This window comes from Halomarina halobia (genome assembly GCF_029338575.1).
GTDB classification, from domain to species: domain Archaea; phylum Halobacteriota; class Halobacteria; order Halobacteriales; family Haloarculaceae; genus Halomarina; species Halomarina halobia.
Map to the genome: position 1 here is coordinate 2,544,929 of NZ_CP119992.1, position 17,051 is coordinate 2,561,979.

General features: G+C 70.6%; 17 protein-coding genes. 12 read left to right on the forward strand and 5 right to left on the reverse strand.

What is annotated here, in order from left to right:
* Positions 1-7 precede the first annotated feature (7 nt).
* Complete coding sequence (gene glmM, locus P1K31_RS13475) at positions 8-1,300, reverse strand: phosphoglucosamine mutase (protein WP_276303844.1); 1,293 nt, start codon at positions 1,298-1,300, stop codon at positions 8-10.
* Between the two features lie 210 nt (positions 1,301-1,510).
* On the opposite strand from glmM, the gene rpiA reads away from it, so the two are divergent.
* Entirely contained in the window at positions 1,511-2,194 is a 684-nt protein-coding gene (rpiA, locus tag P1K31_RS13480) for a ribose-5-phosphate isomerase RpiA (protein WP_276303845.1), read from the forward strand.
* A gap of 71 nt (positions 2,195-2,265) precedes the next feature.
* On the opposite strand, the gene P1K31_RS13485 is transcribed toward rpiA, so the two are convergent.
* Positions 2,266-2,433, reverse strand: coding sequence for a DUF1931 domain-containing protein (locus tag P1K31_RS13485; RefSeq protein ID WP_276303846.1), 168 nt, complete (start codon positions 2,431-2,433; stop codon positions 2,266-2,268).
* Between the two features lie 177 nt (positions 2,434-2,610).
* Between P1K31_RS13485 and larB the strand changes: the two genes are divergently transcribed.
* The 4 genes from larB to P1K31_RS13500 all read left to right on the forward strand — a co-directional run bounded on the left by larB (position 2,611) and on the right by P1K31_RS13500 (position 5,411).
* Entirely contained in the window at positions 2,611-3,387 is a 777-nt protein-coding gene (gene larB, locus P1K31_RS13490; protein WP_276303847.1) for a nickel pincer cofactor biosynthesis protein LarB, read from the forward strand.
* Positions 3,388-3,477: 90 nt separating this feature from the next.
* Positions 3,478-3,627, forward strand: a complete 150-nt coding sequence (locus tag P1K31_RS22085; protein ID WP_438268316.1) for a DUF7563 family protein — start codon at positions 3,478-3,480, stop codon at positions 3,625-3,627.
* A 55-nt stretch (positions 3,628-3,682) separates the two neighbouring features.
* On the forward strand, positions 3,683-3,928 hold the full coding sequence (locus P1K31_RS13495) for a GIY-YIG nuclease family protein (protein ID WP_276303848.1): 246 nt from the start codon (positions 3,683-3,685) through the stop codon (positions 3,926-3,928).
* A gap of 106 nt (positions 3,929-4,034) precedes the next feature.
* Positions 4,035-5,411 (forward strand): phosphohexomutase domain-containing protein, encoded by a 1,377-nt coding sequence (locus tag P1K31_RS13500; protein WP_276303849.1) that lies wholly within the window; start codon positions 4,035-4,037, stop codon positions 5,409-5,411.
* A 168-nt stretch (positions 5,412-5,579) separates the two neighbouring features.
* Here P1K31_RS13500 and P1K31_RS13505 read toward each other — a convergent pair whose 3' ends face one another.
* Both P1K31_RS13505 and samp2 read right to left on the reverse strand, forming a co-directional pair.
* Entirely contained in the window at positions 5,580-5,990 is a 411-nt protein-coding gene (locus P1K31_RS13505; protein WP_368410812.1) for a GNAT family N-acetyltransferase, read from the reverse strand.
* Positions 5,987-6,193: a ubiquitin-like small modifier protein SAMP2 gene (samp2, locus tag P1K31_RS13510; protein ID WP_276303850.1), complete on the reverse strand. Its 207-nt coding sequence runs from the start codon at positions 6,191-6,193 to the stop codon at positions 5,987-5,989. The genes P1K31_RS13505 and samp2 overlap by 4 nt, the downstream gene beginning before the upstream one ends.
* A 175-nt stretch (positions 6,194-6,368) precedes the next feature.
* On the opposite strand from samp2, the gene P1K31_RS13515 reads away from it, so the two are divergent.
* The 5 genes from P1K31_RS13515 to P1K31_RS13535 all read left to right on the forward strand — a co-directional run bounded on the left by P1K31_RS13515 (position 6,369) and on the right by P1K31_RS13535 (position 14,130).
* Positions 6,369-7,346 carry a replication factor C small subunit gene (locus P1K31_RS13515; RefSeq protein ID WP_276303851.1) on the forward strand — a complete coding sequence of 326 codons (978 nt, stop codon included), beginning with the start codon at positions 6,369-6,371 and terminating at the stop codon, positions 7,344-7,346.
* A 695-nt stretch (positions 7,347-8,041) separates the two neighbouring features.
* Entirely contained in the window at positions 8,042-10,930 is a 2,889-nt protein-coding gene (alaS, locus tag P1K31_RS13520) for an alanine--tRNA ligase (RefSeq protein ID WP_276303852.1), read from the forward strand.
* A gap of 130 nt (positions 10,931-11,060) precedes the next feature.
* Positions 11,061-11,828, forward strand: coding sequence for an alpha/beta fold hydrolase (locus tag P1K31_RS13525; RefSeq protein ID WP_276303853.1), 768 nt, complete (start codon positions 11,061-11,063; stop codon positions 11,826-11,828).
* 260 nt (positions 11,829-12,088) lie between these two features.
* A complete protein-coding gene (locus tag P1K31_RS13530; protein WP_276303854.1) occupies positions 12,089-13,282 on the forward strand; it encodes a hypothetical protein in 1,194 nt (397 codons plus the stop codon).
* A gap of 122 nt (positions 13,283-13,404) precedes the next feature.
* Positions 13,405-14,130, forward strand: a complete 726-nt coding sequence (locus tag P1K31_RS13535) for a type 1 glutamine amidotransferase (protein WP_276303855.1) — start codon at positions 13,405-13,407, stop codon at positions 14,128-14,130.
* On the opposite strand, the gene P1K31_RS13540 is transcribed toward P1K31_RS13535, so the two are convergent.
* Entirely contained in the window at positions 14,123-14,659 is a 537-nt protein-coding gene (locus P1K31_RS13540; protein ID WP_276303856.1) for an HPP family protein, read from the reverse strand. The two genes, P1K31_RS13535 and P1K31_RS13540, sit on opposite strands and share 8 nt — an antisense overlap.
* 106 nt (positions 14,660-14,765) lie before the next feature.
* Here P1K31_RS13540 and P1K31_RS13545 point away from each other — a divergent pair, with 106 nt between their 5' ends.
* Together P1K31_RS13545 and P1K31_RS13550 are read left to right on the forward strand one after the other, a co-directional pair.
* Positions 14,766-15,929, forward strand: a complete 1,164-nt coding sequence (locus P1K31_RS13545; protein ID WP_276303857.1) for an acyl-CoA dehydrogenase family protein — start codon at positions 14,766-14,768, stop codon at positions 15,927-15,929.
* A 182-nt stretch (positions 15,930-16,111) separates the two neighbouring features.
* On the forward strand, positions 16,112-17,047 hold the full coding sequence (locus P1K31_RS13550) for a phosphotransferase enzyme family protein (RefSeq protein ID WP_276303858.1): 936 nt from the start codon (positions 16,112-16,114) through the stop codon (positions 17,045-17,047).
* Positions 17,048-17,051: the final 4 nt, after the last annotated feature.

Genomic DNA, 17,051 nt, shown 5'->3' on the forward strand with positions numbered 1-17,051 from the left:
CGTCGCGCTACAGCAGTTCCCTCGCCTCCTCGAATACCTCCTCCGTCCGTTCCTCGTCCCGGGCTTCGGCCGTGATGCGCACCAGCGGTTGGGTCCCGCTGGCCCGGAGGAGGAACCAGGCGTCCCCGAGGTCGACGCGCACGCCGTCGAGCGTCGTCACGTCGTCGTAGCGGGCCGTCACCCGCTCGCGGACGTCGTCCATCGTCGCGCGCTTGTCCGCGACCTCCACGCTCGCCCGGCGGATCGGGTAGCTGGGGACGTCGGCGACGCGCTCGCTCAGGGGGCGCTCCGCGGCCAGTTCCGCGAGGCGGAGGGCGGCGAGCGGACCGTCCGGGCAGAGCGTCTGTTCCGGCCAGATCCACGCGCCGCTGGGTTCGCCGCCGAAGGTCACGTCGCCGCCGAGCGCCTCGGCGACGTAGATGTCGCCGACGGGCGTGCGCTCCGCGCCCACGCCGTGCTCGGCGAGGTAGTCCTCGACCGCCAGGCTGGTGTCGACGGGGAAGGCGACGCGCTCGCCCGACGCGGCGCTCTCGACGGCGAGCAGCGCGAGCAGTGCGTCCTTCGGGACGAACGCCCCCGTCTCGTCCACCGCGACCATGCGGTCGGCGTCGCCGTCGTGGGCGACGCCGAGGTCGGCGTCGCTCGCGCCCACGAGCGCGCACAGCGACGACAGCGTCTCCTCGTTGGGTTCGCTCGGCCGACCGGGGAAGCGCCCGTCCGGCTGGGCGTTGAACGTCTCGACGGTGCAGCCCTGTTCGAGCAGTGCGTCGATCGTGACGCCGCCCGCGCCGTTGCCGAGGTCGACGACGACCGACAGCGGCGTCTCGATCGAGACCGCGTCGGAGAGCGCCTCGACGTGGCGCGCGTCCGCGTCGGCCGCGGCGGTTCGCGTCCCCAGTCCGTTCCACGGCCGGAGGTCGAACTCGTCGCCGCGGACGCGCTCCTCGACGGTCGCGCGCATCCCCTCGTCGAACGCCTGCCCGCTCGGCTGCCAGAGCTTCAGTCCGTTGTCCTCCGCGGGGTTGTGGCTCGCGGTGACCGCGACGCCCGCGTCGGCGTCGTACCACTCGACCCCCCGGGCGACCGTCGGCGTCGCCGCGCCGCCGAGGTCGATCACGTCCGTCCCCACCTCGCGCAGGCCGGCCGCGAGGGCGTCGACGAGCACGAGGCCGCTCTCCCGGGGGTCGCGCCCGACGACGACGCGCTCCGCGTCGACGCCCACCGCGCGCCCCACGGCGAGCGCGAGTTCTGCGGTCACGACGTCACCGACCGGTCCTCGGATACCGCTGGTGCCGAACATATCTCGGGAGAGAGCGACCTGGATAATAGCTACTGCGACCGCGGCGGTCCCCGGCCCGACCGATCCGGTCCGATACCGACCGCCACGACCGGCCTGACCCGAGCGCCTCGGTCCGACCGACCTGATCCGACCAGTCAGACCCGATCCGACCGCCGGTCAGCGCGCGCCCGGAGGAACGCGCTTTTGTCCTCCCTCGCTGAACCCCCACCCATGAAGTCAACGGACGGGAGCGACGAGGCGAAGCGGCGGGCCGGGGAGTCCGCCGCGGGGCTCGTCGAGGACGGCGCGGTCGTCGGCCTCGGCACCGGGAGCACGACCGCCCACGCCATCCGCGCGCTCGGCGAGGCCGTCGCCGAGGGCCTCGACGTTCGGGGCGTCCCCACGTCCTACCAGTCGGGCGCGCTCGCCCGCGAGGTCGGCATCCCGATCGTCGCCCTCGCGGACGCGACGCCGGATATCGCCATCGACGGGGCCGACCAGTTCGCCGGGGGGTCCCTCGTGAAGGGCGGTGGGGCCGCCCACGCGCGCGAGAAGGTGGTCGACGCGAGCGCCGATCGTCTCGTCGTCGTCGCCGACGGGACGAAGCGCGTCGACGCGCTCGATCACCCCGTCCCGGTAGAGGTACTCCCCGACGCCGTCCCGGCGGTCGAGGCGCGGGTCCGCGATCTCGGGGGCGACCCGACGCTCCGCGACGCGGAGCGCAAGGACGGCCCCGTCGTGACCGAGTACGGCAACCTCGTGCTCGACTGCGCGTTCGGGCGGATCGACGCGCCCGCCGACCTCGCCGCGACGCTCTCGGCGGTGCCGGGCGTGGTCGAACACGGGCTGTTCGTCGAACTCGCGGACGAGGTCCACGTCGGGACCGGGACGGGCGTGTCGATCGAGCGGTTCTGAGCCGAGCGCGGTCGAGTCCCCGGCGTCGCCACTGGCGGGCGAAAACAAAGAGGAACGCGAAGACGTCCGCCCTACAGGTCGCGGGGCTGGACGGTCTTGCGGTCGTTCTCCTCGGCGCGACGCGCGGCGTCGTCGAGCAGTTCCTGGACTTCCTGATCGAGCGCGTCGTAGAAGTCCGATGCGACGTTCATGTCCTGCAGAGCGTCCTTGACGGCCGCTTTGACGATTAGGTCTGCCATGCAAGAGCCCCGTTCTCGGACATACTTTATAAACTTTATCAATATCGGTCCCTCTCGACGGGGTTAGCGGGATTTTCAGGCCGATAGATTGATGAGAGAAAGTCAATCGGTAGGGTGACATCAGGTAAAGATTGCCGATTCGATGGATACGTGAGGCTCGGGCGCGGAGGCGGCCGTATGCGCGAACTACTGGAGGCCGTCGCGGCGGGGGAGCTCTCCGTCGACGCGGCCGAGGCGGAACTCGCCGGCTACGTGACCGGCGACGCCGGGCGGTTCGACGCCGCCCGCTGGGATCGCGTCGGCGTCCCGGAGGGCATCCTCGCCGCCGGGAAGACGCCCGAGGAGGTGGCGGAACTCGTCGCGCTCGCCGTCGAGACGACCGATCACGCGCTCGTCACGCGGGCCGAGGCGGCGGTCGTCGCCGCCGTCCGCGAACGGATCGACGCGACTGCCCCCGAGTCGACCGTCGTCGTCGACGACAGGGCCGGCACCGTCGTGGTGCACGGGCCGCGCTACGACCCGCCGACGCTCGACGCGCGGGTGGGCGTCGTCACCGCCGGCACCTCCGACGCGGTTCCGGCGGGCGAGGCCGCGGTCGTCCTCCGCGAGTCCGGCGTGCGTGTGACGCGGATCGACGACGTCGGCGTGGCGGGACTCGCGCGGTTGGTCGACCAGCTGGAGACGCTGCGCGCGCAGGACGTACTCGTCGTCGCCGCCGGCCGCGAGGGGGCGCTTCCGACGGTGCTCGCCGGGCTGGTCGACGTCCCCCTCATCGGCGTCCCCGTGTCGACGGGGTACGGCTACGGCGGGGAGGGCGAGGCGGCGCTCGCGGGGATGCTCCAGTCCTGCGCCCCGATCGCGGTGGTGAACATCGACGCGGGGTTCGCCGCGGGCGTGCAGGCGACGCTCGTCGCCCGGGCGATCGACGCCGCTCGGACCGAAAACTCCCGGTAGTTTTCGTTTTATTCCTGTATGAGATAATGACGAGAGTATATAATCACCGCCCGAGTAGTGGTTCCCGCCGACACGTCCGTCGGCAGAGCAATGGCAAAGTGCGACCACTGTAAGGCGCACGTTTCCGAGCGCTTCGCGCGGGTGTTCGCCGACGAGTACGGCCGGATCCTTGCGTGCCCCAGTTGTTCGGCGAACGCCGGTATCGCGGAAGCCTCCAGAGAACGTGCCCGTGAGCCGTGATGGCGATGGACCAGCGGATCGTGGTTAACCACCACGCGAAGCTCACTTCGGCCGGATGATCGAGTCCCACTACGTCTACGTGCTGCGGTGCGGCGACGGGACGCTCTACACCGGTTACACGACCGACGTCGAGCGCCGCCTGCGCGACCACCGGGCGGGGCGAGGTGCGAAGTACACCCGCGGTCGGGGGCCACTCGAGGTCGTCCACGTCGAGACGTACGCGAGCAGGTCCGCGGCGATGTCCCGCGAGTACGCGATCAAACAGCTCACCCGAACCGGGAAGGAGCGCCTCGTCGAGTGACGGAGGTCCGCTTCGCACCGTCGAGTCGTCGCTCCCTACGGTCGCTCCTCGTCCCGTGATCCCGCGGGCCTGTTGGTTTTTTACTCTCCGCCGTCGCGGCTGTCGTATGGAGCACATCTCGTTCGGCACCGACGGCTGGCGGGCGACGCTCGAGACGTTCACCGAACCCCGCGTCCGGATGGTCGGCCAGGCGGTCGCCGACCACCTGCGCGCCGAGGGGCGCGAGGGGACCGTCGCCGTCGGTTACGACGCCCGCGACACCTCCCGCGGGTTCGCCGACGCTCTCGCCGAGGTCCTCTCTGACAACGGCTTCGACGTCCTCGTGAGCGAGCGGGACTGCCCGACGCCGGTGCTCGCGTGGACCGTCCGTGACCGGGGGCTCGCCGGCGGCCTCGTGGTCACGGCGAGTCACAACCCGCCGGAGTACAACGGCGTGAAGTTCCTCCCCAGCGCCGGCGCGCCGGCGCTCCCGGACGTGACCGACGACCTCGAGGCGCGGCTCGCGGAACCGACGGCGCTCCCCGAGGACGAGCGCGGCACCGTTCGCGAAGACACGTTCACGACCGCCTACTGTCAGCACGCGCTCGCGTTCGCCGACAACCCGGACGTCTCTGGGATCCGGATCGCCTACGACGCGATGCACGGCAGCGGCCGCGGCGTCACGAACGACCTGCTCGAGGCGGCGGGCGCGACCGTCGAGTCCCTCCGGACGGAGCGCGATCCGGAGTTCGGCGGCACGCCCCCGGAGCCGACGGCCGAACGGCTCCAGTCGCTCGTCGAGCGCGTCACCGAGGGCGGCGCCGACCTCGGATTCGCCAACGACGGCGACGCGGACCGCCTGGCCGTCGTCACGCCCGAGCGGGGCTACCTCGACCCGAACATGCTCTACGCGGTGCTCTACGACTACCTGCTGGAATCGGGCGAGGGGCCCGCCGTCCGCACCGTCTCGACGACGTTCGTCGTCGACAGACTCGCGGCCGCCCACGGCGAGGAGGCCGTCGAGGTGCCCGTCGGATTCAAGTGGGTGGCCGAGGCGATGGGCGAGCACGGCGCGCTCGTCGGCGGCGAGGAGTCGGGCGGCTTCGGCATCACCGAACACCTCCGCAACAAGGACGGCGTGCTCCTGGCGCTCGTGCTCGCCGCCGCGCACGCGGCGCGCCCGATCGACGAGCGCGCGGACGCCATCGAGGCCGAGTACGGCGAGATCCACCAGGGTCGCACGAGCCTCGACTGCCCGAACGAGCGGAAGGCGGCCGTCCTCGGCTCGCTCGACGGCGACCTCCCGGCGGCGGTGGCGGGCGTCGCCGTCGCCGACGTGGGCGCGAAGGACGGGTTCAAGATCTTCCTCGAGGACGGAACGTGGGTGCTCGTCCGCCCCAGCGGCACGGAGCCGAAGCTCCGCGTCTACGCGGAGGCCACCAGCAGCGAGCGCGTCGAGGAGCTACTCGCGGCCGGACGCGACCTCGTCGAACCGCGGATCTGAGCGTGACTCCGCTCTCCTTTCCCCACTCAACGCGTACCTTTATATCCGAGAGCGGGACCAGCGTCCCCGTGCGCTGACTCCCGCCACGGGGTCGCCCTGCGGTTGCGCGGCACAGCACCTCGTGGAGCGGCCGTGCCGCCTGTTCGCCTCTCACCCCTTCGGCCGAGCCTACGCCTCGTCCTCGCCGCGGACACCCCACAGCCGGCCGTCGCGCTCCTCGACGGCGAATCCGAGCGCCTCGTAGAACGGTCGCACCGCCTCTCGGAAGTCGGCGGTCAGCCGCCCGCGGCGCTCGCTCGCCGCCTCGACCAGCGCCGTCCCGATCCCCCGCCCGCGCCGTCGCCGCCGGACGGCCACCGCCTCGACGCGGTCGCTGTCGAGCACGAGCGCGCCGAGCACCCGCTCTGTCTCGTCCGCCCGGTCCTCGCGCCCCGTCTCGACGGCGACCAGCACCTCGCCGCGGTCGATCGCCGCCGCCACGTCGCCGACCTCCAGGAGCGCCGCGTCGAGCACGCGCCGTACGTCGAGGTGATCGTCGGGCCGCGCCGTCCGCACCTCGGCGTCGGTCACGTCGCTCACCCGCCCTTGATGAGCCGCAGCACCCGCACCGACTCGGCCTCGACGGGGGCGTCCTCGGGTACGGGCCGGCCGTCGACCAGCACTGACGCCTCGTGGCGGTTCAGTCCGACCTCGCGCAGGAGGTCGCCGTAGGTGGATTCGGCGGGCTCGTCCAGTTCGACGGCGTGCGTCCCCTCCCCGACGACCTCGACGGTCACGCGCATATCCGAGGGAGGGGAGAGTGGGCTTTCAGCCTGTCGAGGCTCCCCGGCGCTCGGTCTCGGGCCGCGCCACGGCAGTGTCCCGTCCAATCCCGACGAACCGCGGCGAACCGCGGCGACTCGCCGTCGGTCGCGACGCTCTCGCGGTAGTTAAGTGAGGAGGGTGACTGGTGTCGGTATGAGCGAGGCCGAACCGCAGGAGCGCGGGCGCGAGGTCTGGATCGAGAAGTATCGGCCGCAGTCGCTCGACGAGGTCTTCGGCCAGGAGGAGATCGTCAGCCGACTGCAGAGCTACATCGCGAAGGACGACCTGCCGCACCTTCTTTTCGCTGGCCCTGCTGGTGTAGGAAAGACGACCTCAGCCACGGCCATCGCCAAGGAGATCTACGGCGACGACTGGCGGGAGAACTTCCTCGAACTGAACGCTTCCGACGAGCGCGGCATCGACGTGGTGCGCGACCGCATCAAGAACTTCGCGCGCTCGTCGTTCGGCGGGCACGACTACCGCATCATCTTCCTCGACGAGGCGGACGCGCTCACGAGCGACGCCCAGTCCGCGCTCCGCCGCACGATGGAGCAGTTCTCCAACAACACGCGCTTCGTCCTCTCGTGTAACTACTCCAGCCGGATCATCGACCCGATCCAGTCGCGCTGTGCGGTCTTCCGCTTCGCGCCGCTGTCCGACGAGGCGATCGCGGGGCAGCTCCGGGCCATCGCCGAGAACGAGGGCATCGACGTGACCGAGGACGGCCTCGACGCGCTCGTCTACGCCGCCGCGGGCGACATGCGCAAGGCCATCAACGGGCTGCAGGCGGCGAGCGTGCTCGGCGGGACGGTCGACGAGGAGGCCGTCTTCGCCATCACCTCCACCGCCCGCCCGGAGGTGATCGAGGAGATGGTCCGAACGGCCCTCGACGGCGACTTCATCGCCGCCCGCTCGAAGCTCGACACCCTGCTCACCGAGGAGGGAATCGCCGGGGGCGACGTCATCGACCAGCTCCACCGCTCGGTGTGGGAGTTCGGCCTGTCGGACCGCGAGGCCGTGCGCCTGATGGACCGCATCGGCGAGGCCGACTACCGCATCACGGTGGGCGCGAACGAGCAGGTGCAGTTGGAGGCGCTGCTGGCCTCGTTGGCGCTAGAGGGAGAGGAGTGAGGCTACATTTCTCCGTTTTGATGAGAGCCGCTCGCGTCCCGTAGACACCTCGAAAGCCCTCACGCTCTCGTGACTCCGGGCCTCGCTGTGCGTGGTTCGAAAGGCGCTTCGCGCCTTTCGTCATTGCCGAGCTTCGCTCGGCAAGCCAACCGGACATCTCCGATGTCCGGTCACATCACGAGAGAGCGAAGCTCTCTCGAACGACTTCGCCTCACTCCGTTCGGCTCCAGTGCTTGCTTCGTCCGGGAGCCAACGAGAGCGTTCGCCCTTTCAGTCCACCAGGATCCCTACCCGACTCCGTCGGGCGCGCATGGAAGCGCGCCCAGCCGTGCGGCCGGGAGGGCGTCCCGTCGCCCGACCCGGGGGAGGGCAGGCGGGCGGTGCGGGATGGCGCAGAGCGCGTCTCCTGGTGGACTGAAAGGGCGAACGTCCTACGCACCCGGGGGCCGCAAGCACCGCAACGAGGGGGCGACGCGACCGAGTGAGGAGCGCGGCGTGTCTCCCGGGTGCGTAGGACGTGAGGGCTTTCGAGGTGCTGTTGGCTGTTACGGTTCTCGCTCTCCAAATAAGATGGACGGATCCTGCTCTCCGGTTCTACATTCGGTAGCCACTGACGGATACTTAGCGCGTCCCGTTCGCCGTTCCACCCGTTCGTTCGGAAGGGTTTTAGGCGCACGTTGGCCAAGGTGAAGGCAATGAGCGAACTCGACGAGGAGTACCGACTTGCGTACTTCGAGGAGGAGGGATTCACCCGACGGGAGTGCCCCTCCTGCGGGGCGCACTTCTGGAGTCGCGACCCCGACCGCGAGAACTGCGGCGAACCCCCCTGCGCGGAGTACGCCTTCATCGACGCGCCGGGCTTCGACGAGGAGTACACGCTGGAGGAGATGCGCGAGGCGTTCCTCTCGTTCTTCGAGGAGCACGGCCACGAGCGCATCGACCCCTACCCCGTCGCGGCGAGCCGCTGGCGCGACGACGTGCTACTCACGCAGGCGTCGATCTACGACTTCCAGCCGCTGGTGACCTCGGGGCGGGCCCCGCCGCCGGCGAACCCGCTGTGCATCAGCCAGCCGTGCATCCGCATGCAGGACATCGACAACGTCGGCAAGACTGGCCGGCACACGATGGCCTTCGAGATGATGGCCCACCACGCGTTCAACACACGGGAGGATAGCGCGGAGCGAAGTCCCGAGAAATCTTCGATTTCTCGGAGCCCGGAAACGCGAGGCGTTTCCGAGGACTCCGCGGACGATTCGAGCGGGCAGAGCCCGCGAGAACACGCCGAGGGCTACGCCTACCACGGCGAGGTCTACTGGAAGGACCAGACGGTGCGCTACTGCGATCAGTTCTTCGACTCGCTGGGCGCGAACGTCGAGGAGATCACCTACATCGAGGACCCGTGGGTCGGCGGCGGCAACGCCGGTCCCGCCATCGAGGTCATCTACCGCGGCGTCGAACTGGCGACGCTCGTCTTCATGTCGATGGAGCAGGACCCCGACGGCGAGTACCTGATGAAGGACGGCAACCGGTACTCGAAGATGGACACGTACATCGTCGACACCGGTTACGGCCTGGAGCGCTGGACGTGGGTCAGCCAGGGGACGCCGACGGTGTACGAGGCGGTCTACCCCGACATGATCGCGTTCCTCAAGCGCAACGCCGGGATCGAGCTGACCGACGACGAGGAGCGCATCGTCCACGACGCCGCCAAGCTGGCGGGCAACCTCGACATCGACGAGGCCGAGGACATGGAGACCGCGCGCGCCGACATCGCGGCGCAGCTCGGCGTCGATCCCGACGAACTCGAGGCGCTGATGGAGCCCCTGGAGACGATCTACGCCGTCGCGGACCACTGCCGGACGCTCGCGTACATGCTCGGCGACGGCATCGTCCCCTCCAGCGTCGGCTCGGGCTACCTCGTGCGGATGGTCCTGCGCCGGACGAAGCGCCTCGTCGACGAGGTGGGCGTCGACGCGCCGCTCGACGAACTGGTCGACATGCAGGCCGAGCGGCTGGGCTACCGCAACCGCGACACCATCCGCGACATGGTGCGCACCGAGGTGGGGAAGTACCGCGAGACGCTCGACCGCGGCGGCCGCCGGGTGCGGCAGCTGGCCGACGCGTACGCCGACCGCGACGAGCCGATCCCGCTCTCCGAGGTCATCGAGCTGTACGACTCCCACGGCATCCAGCCGGACATGGTCGAGGAGATCGCCGCCGAGCGCGGCGCGAGGGTCGAGATCCCGGACGACTTCCACGCGCAGGTGGCCGCGCGCCACGGTAGCGAGGACGCGGGCGCGGGCGCGGCAGCGCGGACGGAGGTGGACGAGCGCATCGCCGGCCTGCCGGAGACCGACCGCCTCTACTACGACGATCAGGACCGCACCGAGTTCGAGGCGGTCGTCATCGACGTCATCGAGCGCGAGGGGGGCGAGGCCTACGACGTCGTCCTCGATCAGACGATGTTCTATCCCGAGGGCGGGGGCCAGCCGGCCGACTACGGGACGCTCTCGACGGACGACCGGACGGTCGAGGTCGAGGACGTGACGCGCAAGGAGGGGGTCATCCTCCACCGCACGGACGAGCCGCTCGGCAAGGGCGAGTTCGTCCGCGGGCGGATCGACGCGCCGCGCCGCCGTCGGCTGATGGCCCACCACACCGCGACCCACATCGTCGTCCACGCCGCCCGGCAGGTGCTCGGCGAGCACATCCGGCAGGCGGGCGCGCAGAAGGGCGTCGACAGCTCGCGCATCGACGTCCAGCACTACGAGCGCATCTCCCGCGGGCAGGTGCGGCGCATCGAACTCGTGGCGAACTCCATCGTGACCGACAACACGCCGGTCCTCCAGGAGTGGCCCGACCGCCACGAGGCCGAGGAGAAGTACGGCTTCGACCTCTACCAGGGCGGCATCCCGCCGGGGACGAACATCCGGCTGATCCACGTCGACGACGACGTCCAGGCCTGCGGCGGGACCCACGTCGGGCGGACCGGCGACGTGGGCGCGATCAAGATCCTCTCGACGGAGCGCGTCCAGGACGGCGTCGAGCGCATCGTCTTCGCCGCGGGCGACGCGGCCATCGAGGCTACCCAGCGCACCGAGGACGCCCTCTACGAGGCGGCGGCGGTGCTCGACGTCTCGCCGACGGAGGTACCGGACACCGCCGCGCGCTTCTTCGAGGAGTGGAAGGCCCGCGGCAAGCGGATCGAGGAGCTGAAGGAGGAGCTCGCCGAGGCCCGCGCCGAGGCCGGCGGCGGCGAGGAGGTCGAGGTCGGCGAGAGCGTCGCCGTCGTCCGTCGCCTCGACGCCGACATGGACGAGCTCCGGGCGACGGCCAACGCCATCGTCGAGGAGGGCAAGATCGCCGTACTCGGGAGCGGCCGCGGGAGCGCGCAGTTCGTCGTGGCGGTCCCCGACGGCGTCGCCGTCAACGCGGGCGAGGTCGTCGGCGAGCTCGCGGACCGCGTCGGCGGCGGCGGCGGCGGGCCCGCCGACTTCGCGCAGGGTGGCGGCCCCGACGTGGACGCGCTCGACGACGCGCTCGACGACGCCCCCGAGGTCCTCCGGCACGTGCTGAACGCATAGGTCCGAGGATCGACCGCGCTGTTGGCCGCCGTTCGATCTCCGCGTTTCGACCTCGACGACGGCGACGCCGCAGAGCGCCGCGTCGGGGCCGAGTCGGAGTAGCTAACCGCCTCCCGACCCGACGACGGGTATGCCCTTCGCCGAGAACGACGGCGTCGCCCTCTACTACGAGGCGGCCGGTTCGGGTCCGACCGTCGCGTTCCTGAACGAGGTCGGGTACGGCGCGTGGCTCTGGGGGTGGCAGCACGCCGCGCTCGCGGGGCCGTTCGAGGCGCTCGTCCTCGATCCGCGGGGGACGGGTCGGTCCGACGCCCCGCCGGGGCCGTACGCCGTCGAGACGCTGGCCGACGACCTCGACGCCGTCCTCCGCGAGCACGGCGCGCGCCGCGCCCACCTCGTCGGGGCCGGCCTCGGGGCGATGGTCGCGCTCGACTACGCCCGGCGGTACGGTCGCGCCGGCTCGCTCGTCCTCCTCGGGACGGCCCTCGACGGCGGGTCGGTCGACGCCGAGGCGCTCGACGCGATGGGAGGGCGGGGCCCGGAGTCGCTGTCGCCGTGTCTCTCGCCCGACTTCGTCGAGCGCCAGCGCGAGGTCGTCGAGGGGATACGGTCGTGGCGCGAGACCGACGACGCCGGTCCCGATGCGCGGGCGGCGCAGGCGGCGGCGATGCGGGCCTTCGAGTGCGACGCGCCGTACGAGGTGACGATTCCGGCGCTCGTGTTGCACGGCGCGGACGACCCGGTCGTCCCCCCCGCGGCGGGGCTCACGCTCGCGGAGGCGCTCCCCCGGGGCCGATTCGAGACGCTCCCCGGCCGCCACCTCGCGTTCGTCGAGGCGTCCAGACCGGCGAACGACGCCGTCGTTGGCTTTCTCGAATCGCTCGAGCGACCCCGATAGATCCGTGAGCTCCTCGCCGTCATTATTCTCGGATAATCGTTACGTTCGCCTGGTCTTTACAGTGATAGTCGCCGGATAACCCCATCCTGTCGTCCGGTTTTCGTGTTCCCTCCCCCGAGACGGTATCAGGTCTCTGACGTTCTGAATATGATCTATAACTAACATCCTCGATAATGATTGCAGCACTGTATGGCATTGAGAAAAATCTTGCCGAAAGGTGAGGCGCAGAGAACAGCGCAGCTGTATCGCACGAAGGTACCATGAAGCGGGGACTGTTAGCGGTGCTCGCCGCCCTCCTGGTGGTCACGTCTTCCCTCGCCGTCGCGGGCGTCACGTTCGCGTCGTCGGGCGCGGGGAACGCATCCACCCAGGAGACGGCAGCGGGCCTCGAACTCACGGCCGTCTGCTCCGACCAGGGCGACGGAACCGCCACCTACCGCATCGACAGCGAGCGATCGCAGGACACGGAGGTCGCCTTCACGGTACTCGAGACGGACGAGACGGGCGTCGTCACCGTCCCTGCCGGCGGTAGCGCCACGTTCACCGTCGACCTGAACACCGACGGATCCACCACGGTCGTCGCGGCGCTCGAGACCGAGGAGGTCGTCGGTATGCTCCCCGCGGCCGACACGCCGTGCGGGGCGGACGACGGCAACGGGACCGACGGCAACGGGACCGACGGCAACGAAACGGACAGCGGCGACGGCGAGATGCCGGCCGACGGCGATCTCCCCGTCGACCTCCCGATCAAGGAGGAGGTGACAATCTGTCAGGAGACGAAGGAGAGCGCCGAGCAGCTGTTCGTGCCCGGCCAGTACACCGTCGACGGCTTCACCCTCAACGTCAGCGGGACCCTCGACGACGGTACGATCGAGGTCAGCGAGAACGGCGAGGTCGTCGCAGTTCTCACGACCTCGTTCGACGAGGACTCCGGCGTCGTCACGGTCGAGCACCGGGGCGAGGTCGTCGCGACGATCGACGTCAAACTCGTCGCCTGTGACGGTGGCGACGGCGGCGATGGCCACGATGGTCACGAGAACGCCTACCAGGTGGACCTCGCCTACGGCGAGCCCATCCAGAACCTGGGCGACTCGGAGGACGCCTTCTACGGCGCGCAGGGTCGGCTCATCACGGCCGCCTCGATGACCGAGGACGGCGAGTTCACTCGCACGTTCCGGACGGCCCACGGTGAACACCGGACGGCCGAGCACGGCGAGTGCTCGGTTTCCTACGGCGAGTACGACTACGACCCCGAGACCGGCGTCCTCAGCGTGGACGTCTCGGCCGGTCAGGACTGTGACGGCGTGACGCTCTCGCTCGCGGGCTACGAACTGCCCGACGGGACCCAGGAGTTCGTCCGCGACCGCGCGGACGAACAGGAACTCGTCGACAGCCAGACGGTCACGCTCGACGCCGGCGAGAACGCCACGCTCGAGATCGACCTCGACGGGTAACCGCCGAACGACCGCCTTCGCTTTTCTTCGACGCTCGCCCCGGTAGCGACGGCGAACGCCGTCGCCGGCAGAGATGTCGACAAACGCAACCCACAAACGGGCGACTCGCGAAGGTAGCCATGATGGCACGGTTGCGGATCGCGTTACTGAACGCATCGCTGAACGGCACGCGAGAGGACACGAGCAGGAACTTTCGGCGGGAACTGGACGCCGACCTGGCGGAGTTCACCGTCAGCGACGGCCGGCTCCCGCCCCCGGTCGGCGTCGAGGGCTTCGACGGCGTCGTCGTCACGGGCTCGGGCGCGTCGACGTACTGGGACGCGCCGTGGATCGACGAGGTGCGCGGGTGGCTTCGCGAAGCCCACGAGCGCGGACTGCCGATCCTGGGCGTCTGCTTCGGCCACCAGTTGCTCGCGAGCGCGCTCGGCGGCACCGTCGAGTCGATGGGGAACTTCGAGATCGGCTACCGCGAGGTGCGGCGCGTCGGCGAGGCGACGCTGCTCGCAGGGCTCGACGAGCGGTTCACCGCCTTCACGACCCACGGCGACACCGTGACCGCGCTTCCGGAGGGTGCCGAGGTCACCGCGGAGAACGACTACGGGCTCCACGGTTTCCGGGTCGGGGACGCCTTCGGTGTGCAGTTCCACCCCGAGTACGACCGCGAGACCGCCCGCGCGGTGACGCTCTCCAAGGAGTTCCTCGGCGAGGAGCGCATCGAGCGGGTGCTCGGGGGGATCACCGAGGAGAACTACGCCCGCGCCTGCGAGACGAAGCGGCTGTTCGAGAACTTCACCGAGCACGTCCGGCGGGTGCGCTCCGCCGAACCCTCCGCCGAGTCGATCACCTGACGATCCCGAGCCGCCTGAGCGCCGAGACGAGCCAGCGGTGCTGGGCGACGAGCAGCCCCCGCTGGACGACGACGAGCACGACGACCGCCGCCACGATGACGAGCGCCTCGATCGCGCTCGTGAGGAGTCCGAGCGCCACGATCAGCGTCGTCGCGCACGCCGGGGCGTGCCTGAGGTCGGTGAGTTCCATCGCGGCGACGGTGAGCGCGAGCGCGAGCGTCCCGCTGACGGCGAGCGCGAGCGACGCCGGCGACCACGCCGGATGGGGGCGGACGACCGTCAGCCCCTCCGCCACGGCGTGGTAGGCGACGAAGCCCGCCGCGACGCCCAGCACGTGCCCCCCGACGACGCGTCGCGGCGTGGCCTCCTCGGCCTCCGGCTTGACGGCCAGGACGTACGCGGAGGGACCGAGACTCGGGAACAGTCCCGTCAGTCCCGACGCCCACGTGAGTACGCCGAGTACCGTCAGGAGTCCGCCGGCGACGATGCTCGCCCGCACGCCGCGGCGCACCTGCGTCCGCTGGGCCATACTCGCGCTCCGTCCGCCCGCGGTATAACGACGGCCGTTTCGACTCGGCACGAGCGCCGACCCGACCGAGAGGAGCGTTTTTACCCCCCCGCCCCGGAGGAGTATCATGCTCGATTACGTGGAACTCGAAGCCGATCTGAGCGCCGAGGAGCGGATGATCCGTGACACCGCCCGCGAGTTCGTCGAGGAACAGGTGCGACCGGACATCGGCGAGCACTGGATCGAGGGGACCTTCCCGACCGACCTCATCCCAGAACTGGGCGAGATGGGCTTCTACGCGCCGAACCTCGAGGGCTACGGCCTCCCCGGGGTGAGCGAGACGGCCTACGGCCTGCTGATGCAGGAACTGGAGGCCTGCGACTCGGGGCTGCGCTCGATGGCCTCCGTGCAGGGCGCGCTTGTCATGTACCCCATCTACGCCTTCGGTTCGGAGGAGCAGAAGGAGGAGTGGCTGCCGGCGCTCGGCGCGGGCGAGGCAGTGGGCTGCTTCGGCCTCACGGAACCCCAGCACGGCTCGAACCCCACCGCGATGGAGACGCGCGCGGAGCGCGCGGACGAGGGGTACGTCCTCAACGGCTCGAAGACCTGGATCACCAACTCGCCGATCGCTGACGTCGCCGTCGTCTGGGCGAGAGACCGATCGGCCGAGGACACCCCCGTTCGAGGGTTCCTGGTCGAGACGGACCGCGACGGCGTCAGCACGAACAAGATCGAGGAGAAGCTCTCGCTCAGGGCGTCGATCACCGGCGAGATCGGCCTGAACGACGTTCGCGTCCCGGAGGCGAACGTGCTGCCGAACGTCGAGGGGATGAAGGGGCCGCTGTCGTGTCTGACCCAGGCGCGCTACGGCATCGCGTGGGGGGCGATCGGCGCGGCGCGCGACTGCTTCGAGACCGCTCGCCAGTACGCGCTCGACCGCGAGCAGTTCGGCGGGCCGATCGCGCGGTTCCAGCTCCAGCAGGCGAAGCTCGCGGAGATGGCCACCCAGATCACGACCGCGCAACTGCTGGCCCACCGGCTGGCCGACCTGAAGGAGCGCGGGGACCTCCGCCCGCAGCACGTCTCGATGGCCAAGCGCCACAACGTGCGGGTGGCCCGCGACCAGTCGCGGATCGCCCGCGAGATGCTGGGCGGTAACGGGATCACGGCGGACTACTCGCCGATGCGCCACATGGCGAACCTGGAGACGGTCTACACCTACGAGGGGACCCACGACATCCACACGCTCATCCTCGGCCAGGATTTGACGGGGATCCCCGCCTTCGAGTAGTACCCCCTCGCCGCTGGAGGTGTCGCGGTCCGTCCCGTTCGGACGCCCGGCGGCGCGAACGGCGGTCGAACGCCGAACGATCGAGGTCGTCTCTCGGCGATACCCGTTCACCCGCTTCTTCCGGTCGTAGCTGCGGCACCGCCCGCGCTGCGACCGTCGGCCGCGCGTGACGCGGCGAACCCATGACACGAGACGTACACGACGCGCTCGCATCGCACGCGACGGCGTTCGAGGTCCGCCGCGAACTGCACCGCGTCCCGCCGCACGCCACCTACGAGGTGGCGCTCGACGGCCGTCGCGCGGTCTGCAAACTCGCCACGAACGACGAGGGCGATCCGGCGACGGAGGCCCGGGTTATGGAGCACGTGGCGCGGCACGCCCCGATACCCGTCCCCCGGATTCTCGCCGTCGGGCCGGACTACTTCGTCGCCGAGTGGCTGGAGGGGGTGCCGGAGGAACCGCGCGTGGACGAGGCGTGGGCGCGCGCCGCGGGGGCGGGGATGGCGAAACTCCACGCGGCGACCGCGGGCGACTGTGCGGCGACCGGTTTCCCCCGGGGAACCGCCGGGGAGGGACTCGCGCTCGACGGTCATCCGTCGTGGACCGACACCCTCCGGGCGCTCCTCCTCGACTGCCGTGCGTTCCTCGCGGCGCGCGGGCGCGACGAGGGGAGCGCGGTCGCGGTCGAGGTCGTCGCGTTCGTCGACGAACACCCCGAGGCGTTCGCGGGTGCCGGGGAACCGGTGCTCTGTCACGGCAACTGGGTGCCCGACCACGTCGGCGTCGAGGACGGCGAGGTCGTCGCGGCGATCGACTTCGAGCACGCGCTGGTCGCCCCCGGCGAGTACGACTACTGGCGTGCGGCGCTGCCGGCCTTCGAGGCGCGGGGCCGGCCGGCGCTCGGCCGCGCCTTCCGCGCCGGCTACGAATCGGTCCGGCCGCTCCCGGACGGCTTCGCCCGGCGTGCGGACCTCTATCGGATGATCAATACCGTCTCGTACCTGAAGTCGCTCCATCTCCAGGATCGGCACGGACCGGCGGGGACCGCCCGCCGCGCGGAGTGGATGACCCGATACGTCCGCGAGGCGCTCGACGGCTTGCGCGAGCGCTACGCGTAGGAGG

Excerpts from the sequence above, each read along its gene's own strand:
- glmM (WP_276303844.1), bottom strand. The coding sequence starts at position 1,300 with ATGTTCGGCACCAGCGGTATCCGAGGACCGGTCGGTGACGTCGTGACC.
- rpiA (WP_276303845.1), top strand. The coding sequence starts at position 1,511 with ATGAAGTCAACGGACGGGAGCGACGAGGCGAAGCGGCGGGCCGGGGAG.
- P1K31_RS13485 (WP_276303846.1), bottom strand. The coding sequence starts at position 2,433 with ATGGCAGACCTAATCGTCAAAGCGGCCGTCAAGGACGCTCTGCAGGAC.
- larB (WP_276303847.1), top strand. The coding sequence starts at position 2,611 with ATGCGCGAACTACTGGAGGCCGTCGCGGCGGGGGAGCTCTCCGTCGAC.
- P1K31_RS22085 (WP_438268316.1), top strand. The coding sequence starts at position 3,478 with ATGGCAAAGTGCGACCACTGTAAGGCGCACGTTTCCGAGCGCTTCGCG.
- P1K31_RS13495 (WP_276303848.1), top strand. The coding sequence starts at position 3,683 with ATGATCGAGTCCCACTACGTCTACGTGCTGCGGTGCGGCGACGGGACG.
- P1K31_RS13500 (WP_276303849.1), top strand. The coding sequence starts at position 4,035 with ATGGAGCACATCTCGTTCGGCACCGACGGCTGGCGGGCGACGCTCGAG.
- samp2 (WP_276303850.1), bottom strand. The coding sequence starts at position 6,193 with ATGCGCGTGACCGTCGAGGTCGTCGGGGAGGGGACGCACGCCGTCGAA.
- P1K31_RS13515 (WP_276303851.1), top strand. The coding sequence starts at position 6,369 with ATGAGCGAGGCCGAACCGCAGGAGCGCGGGCGCGAGGTCTGGATCGAG.
- alaS (WP_276303852.1), top strand. The coding sequence starts at position 8,042 with ATGAGCGAACTCGACGAGGAGTACCGACTTGCGTACTTCGAGGAGGAG.
- P1K31_RS13525 (WP_276303853.1), top strand. The coding sequence starts at position 11,061 with ATGCCCTTCGCCGAGAACGACGGCGTCGCCCTCTACTACGAGGCGGCC.
- P1K31_RS13530 (WP_276303854.1), top strand. The coding sequence starts at position 12,089 with ATGAAGCGGGGACTGTTAGCGGTGCTCGCCGCCCTCCTGGTGGTCACG.
- P1K31_RS13535 (WP_276303855.1), top strand. The coding sequence starts at position 13,405 with ATGGCACGGTTGCGGATCGCGTTACTGAACGCATCGCTGAACGGCACG.
- P1K31_RS13540 (WP_276303856.1), bottom strand. The coding sequence starts at position 14,659 with ATGGCCCAGCGGACGCAGGTGCGCCGCGGCGTGCGGGCGAGCATCGTC.
- P1K31_RS13545 (WP_276303857.1), top strand. The coding sequence starts at position 14,766 with ATGCTCGATTACGTGGAACTCGAAGCCGATCTGAGCGCCGAGGAGCGG.
- P1K31_RS13550 (WP_276303858.1), top strand. The coding sequence starts at position 16,112 with ATGACACGAGACGTACACGACGCGCTCGCATCGCACGCGACGGCGTTC.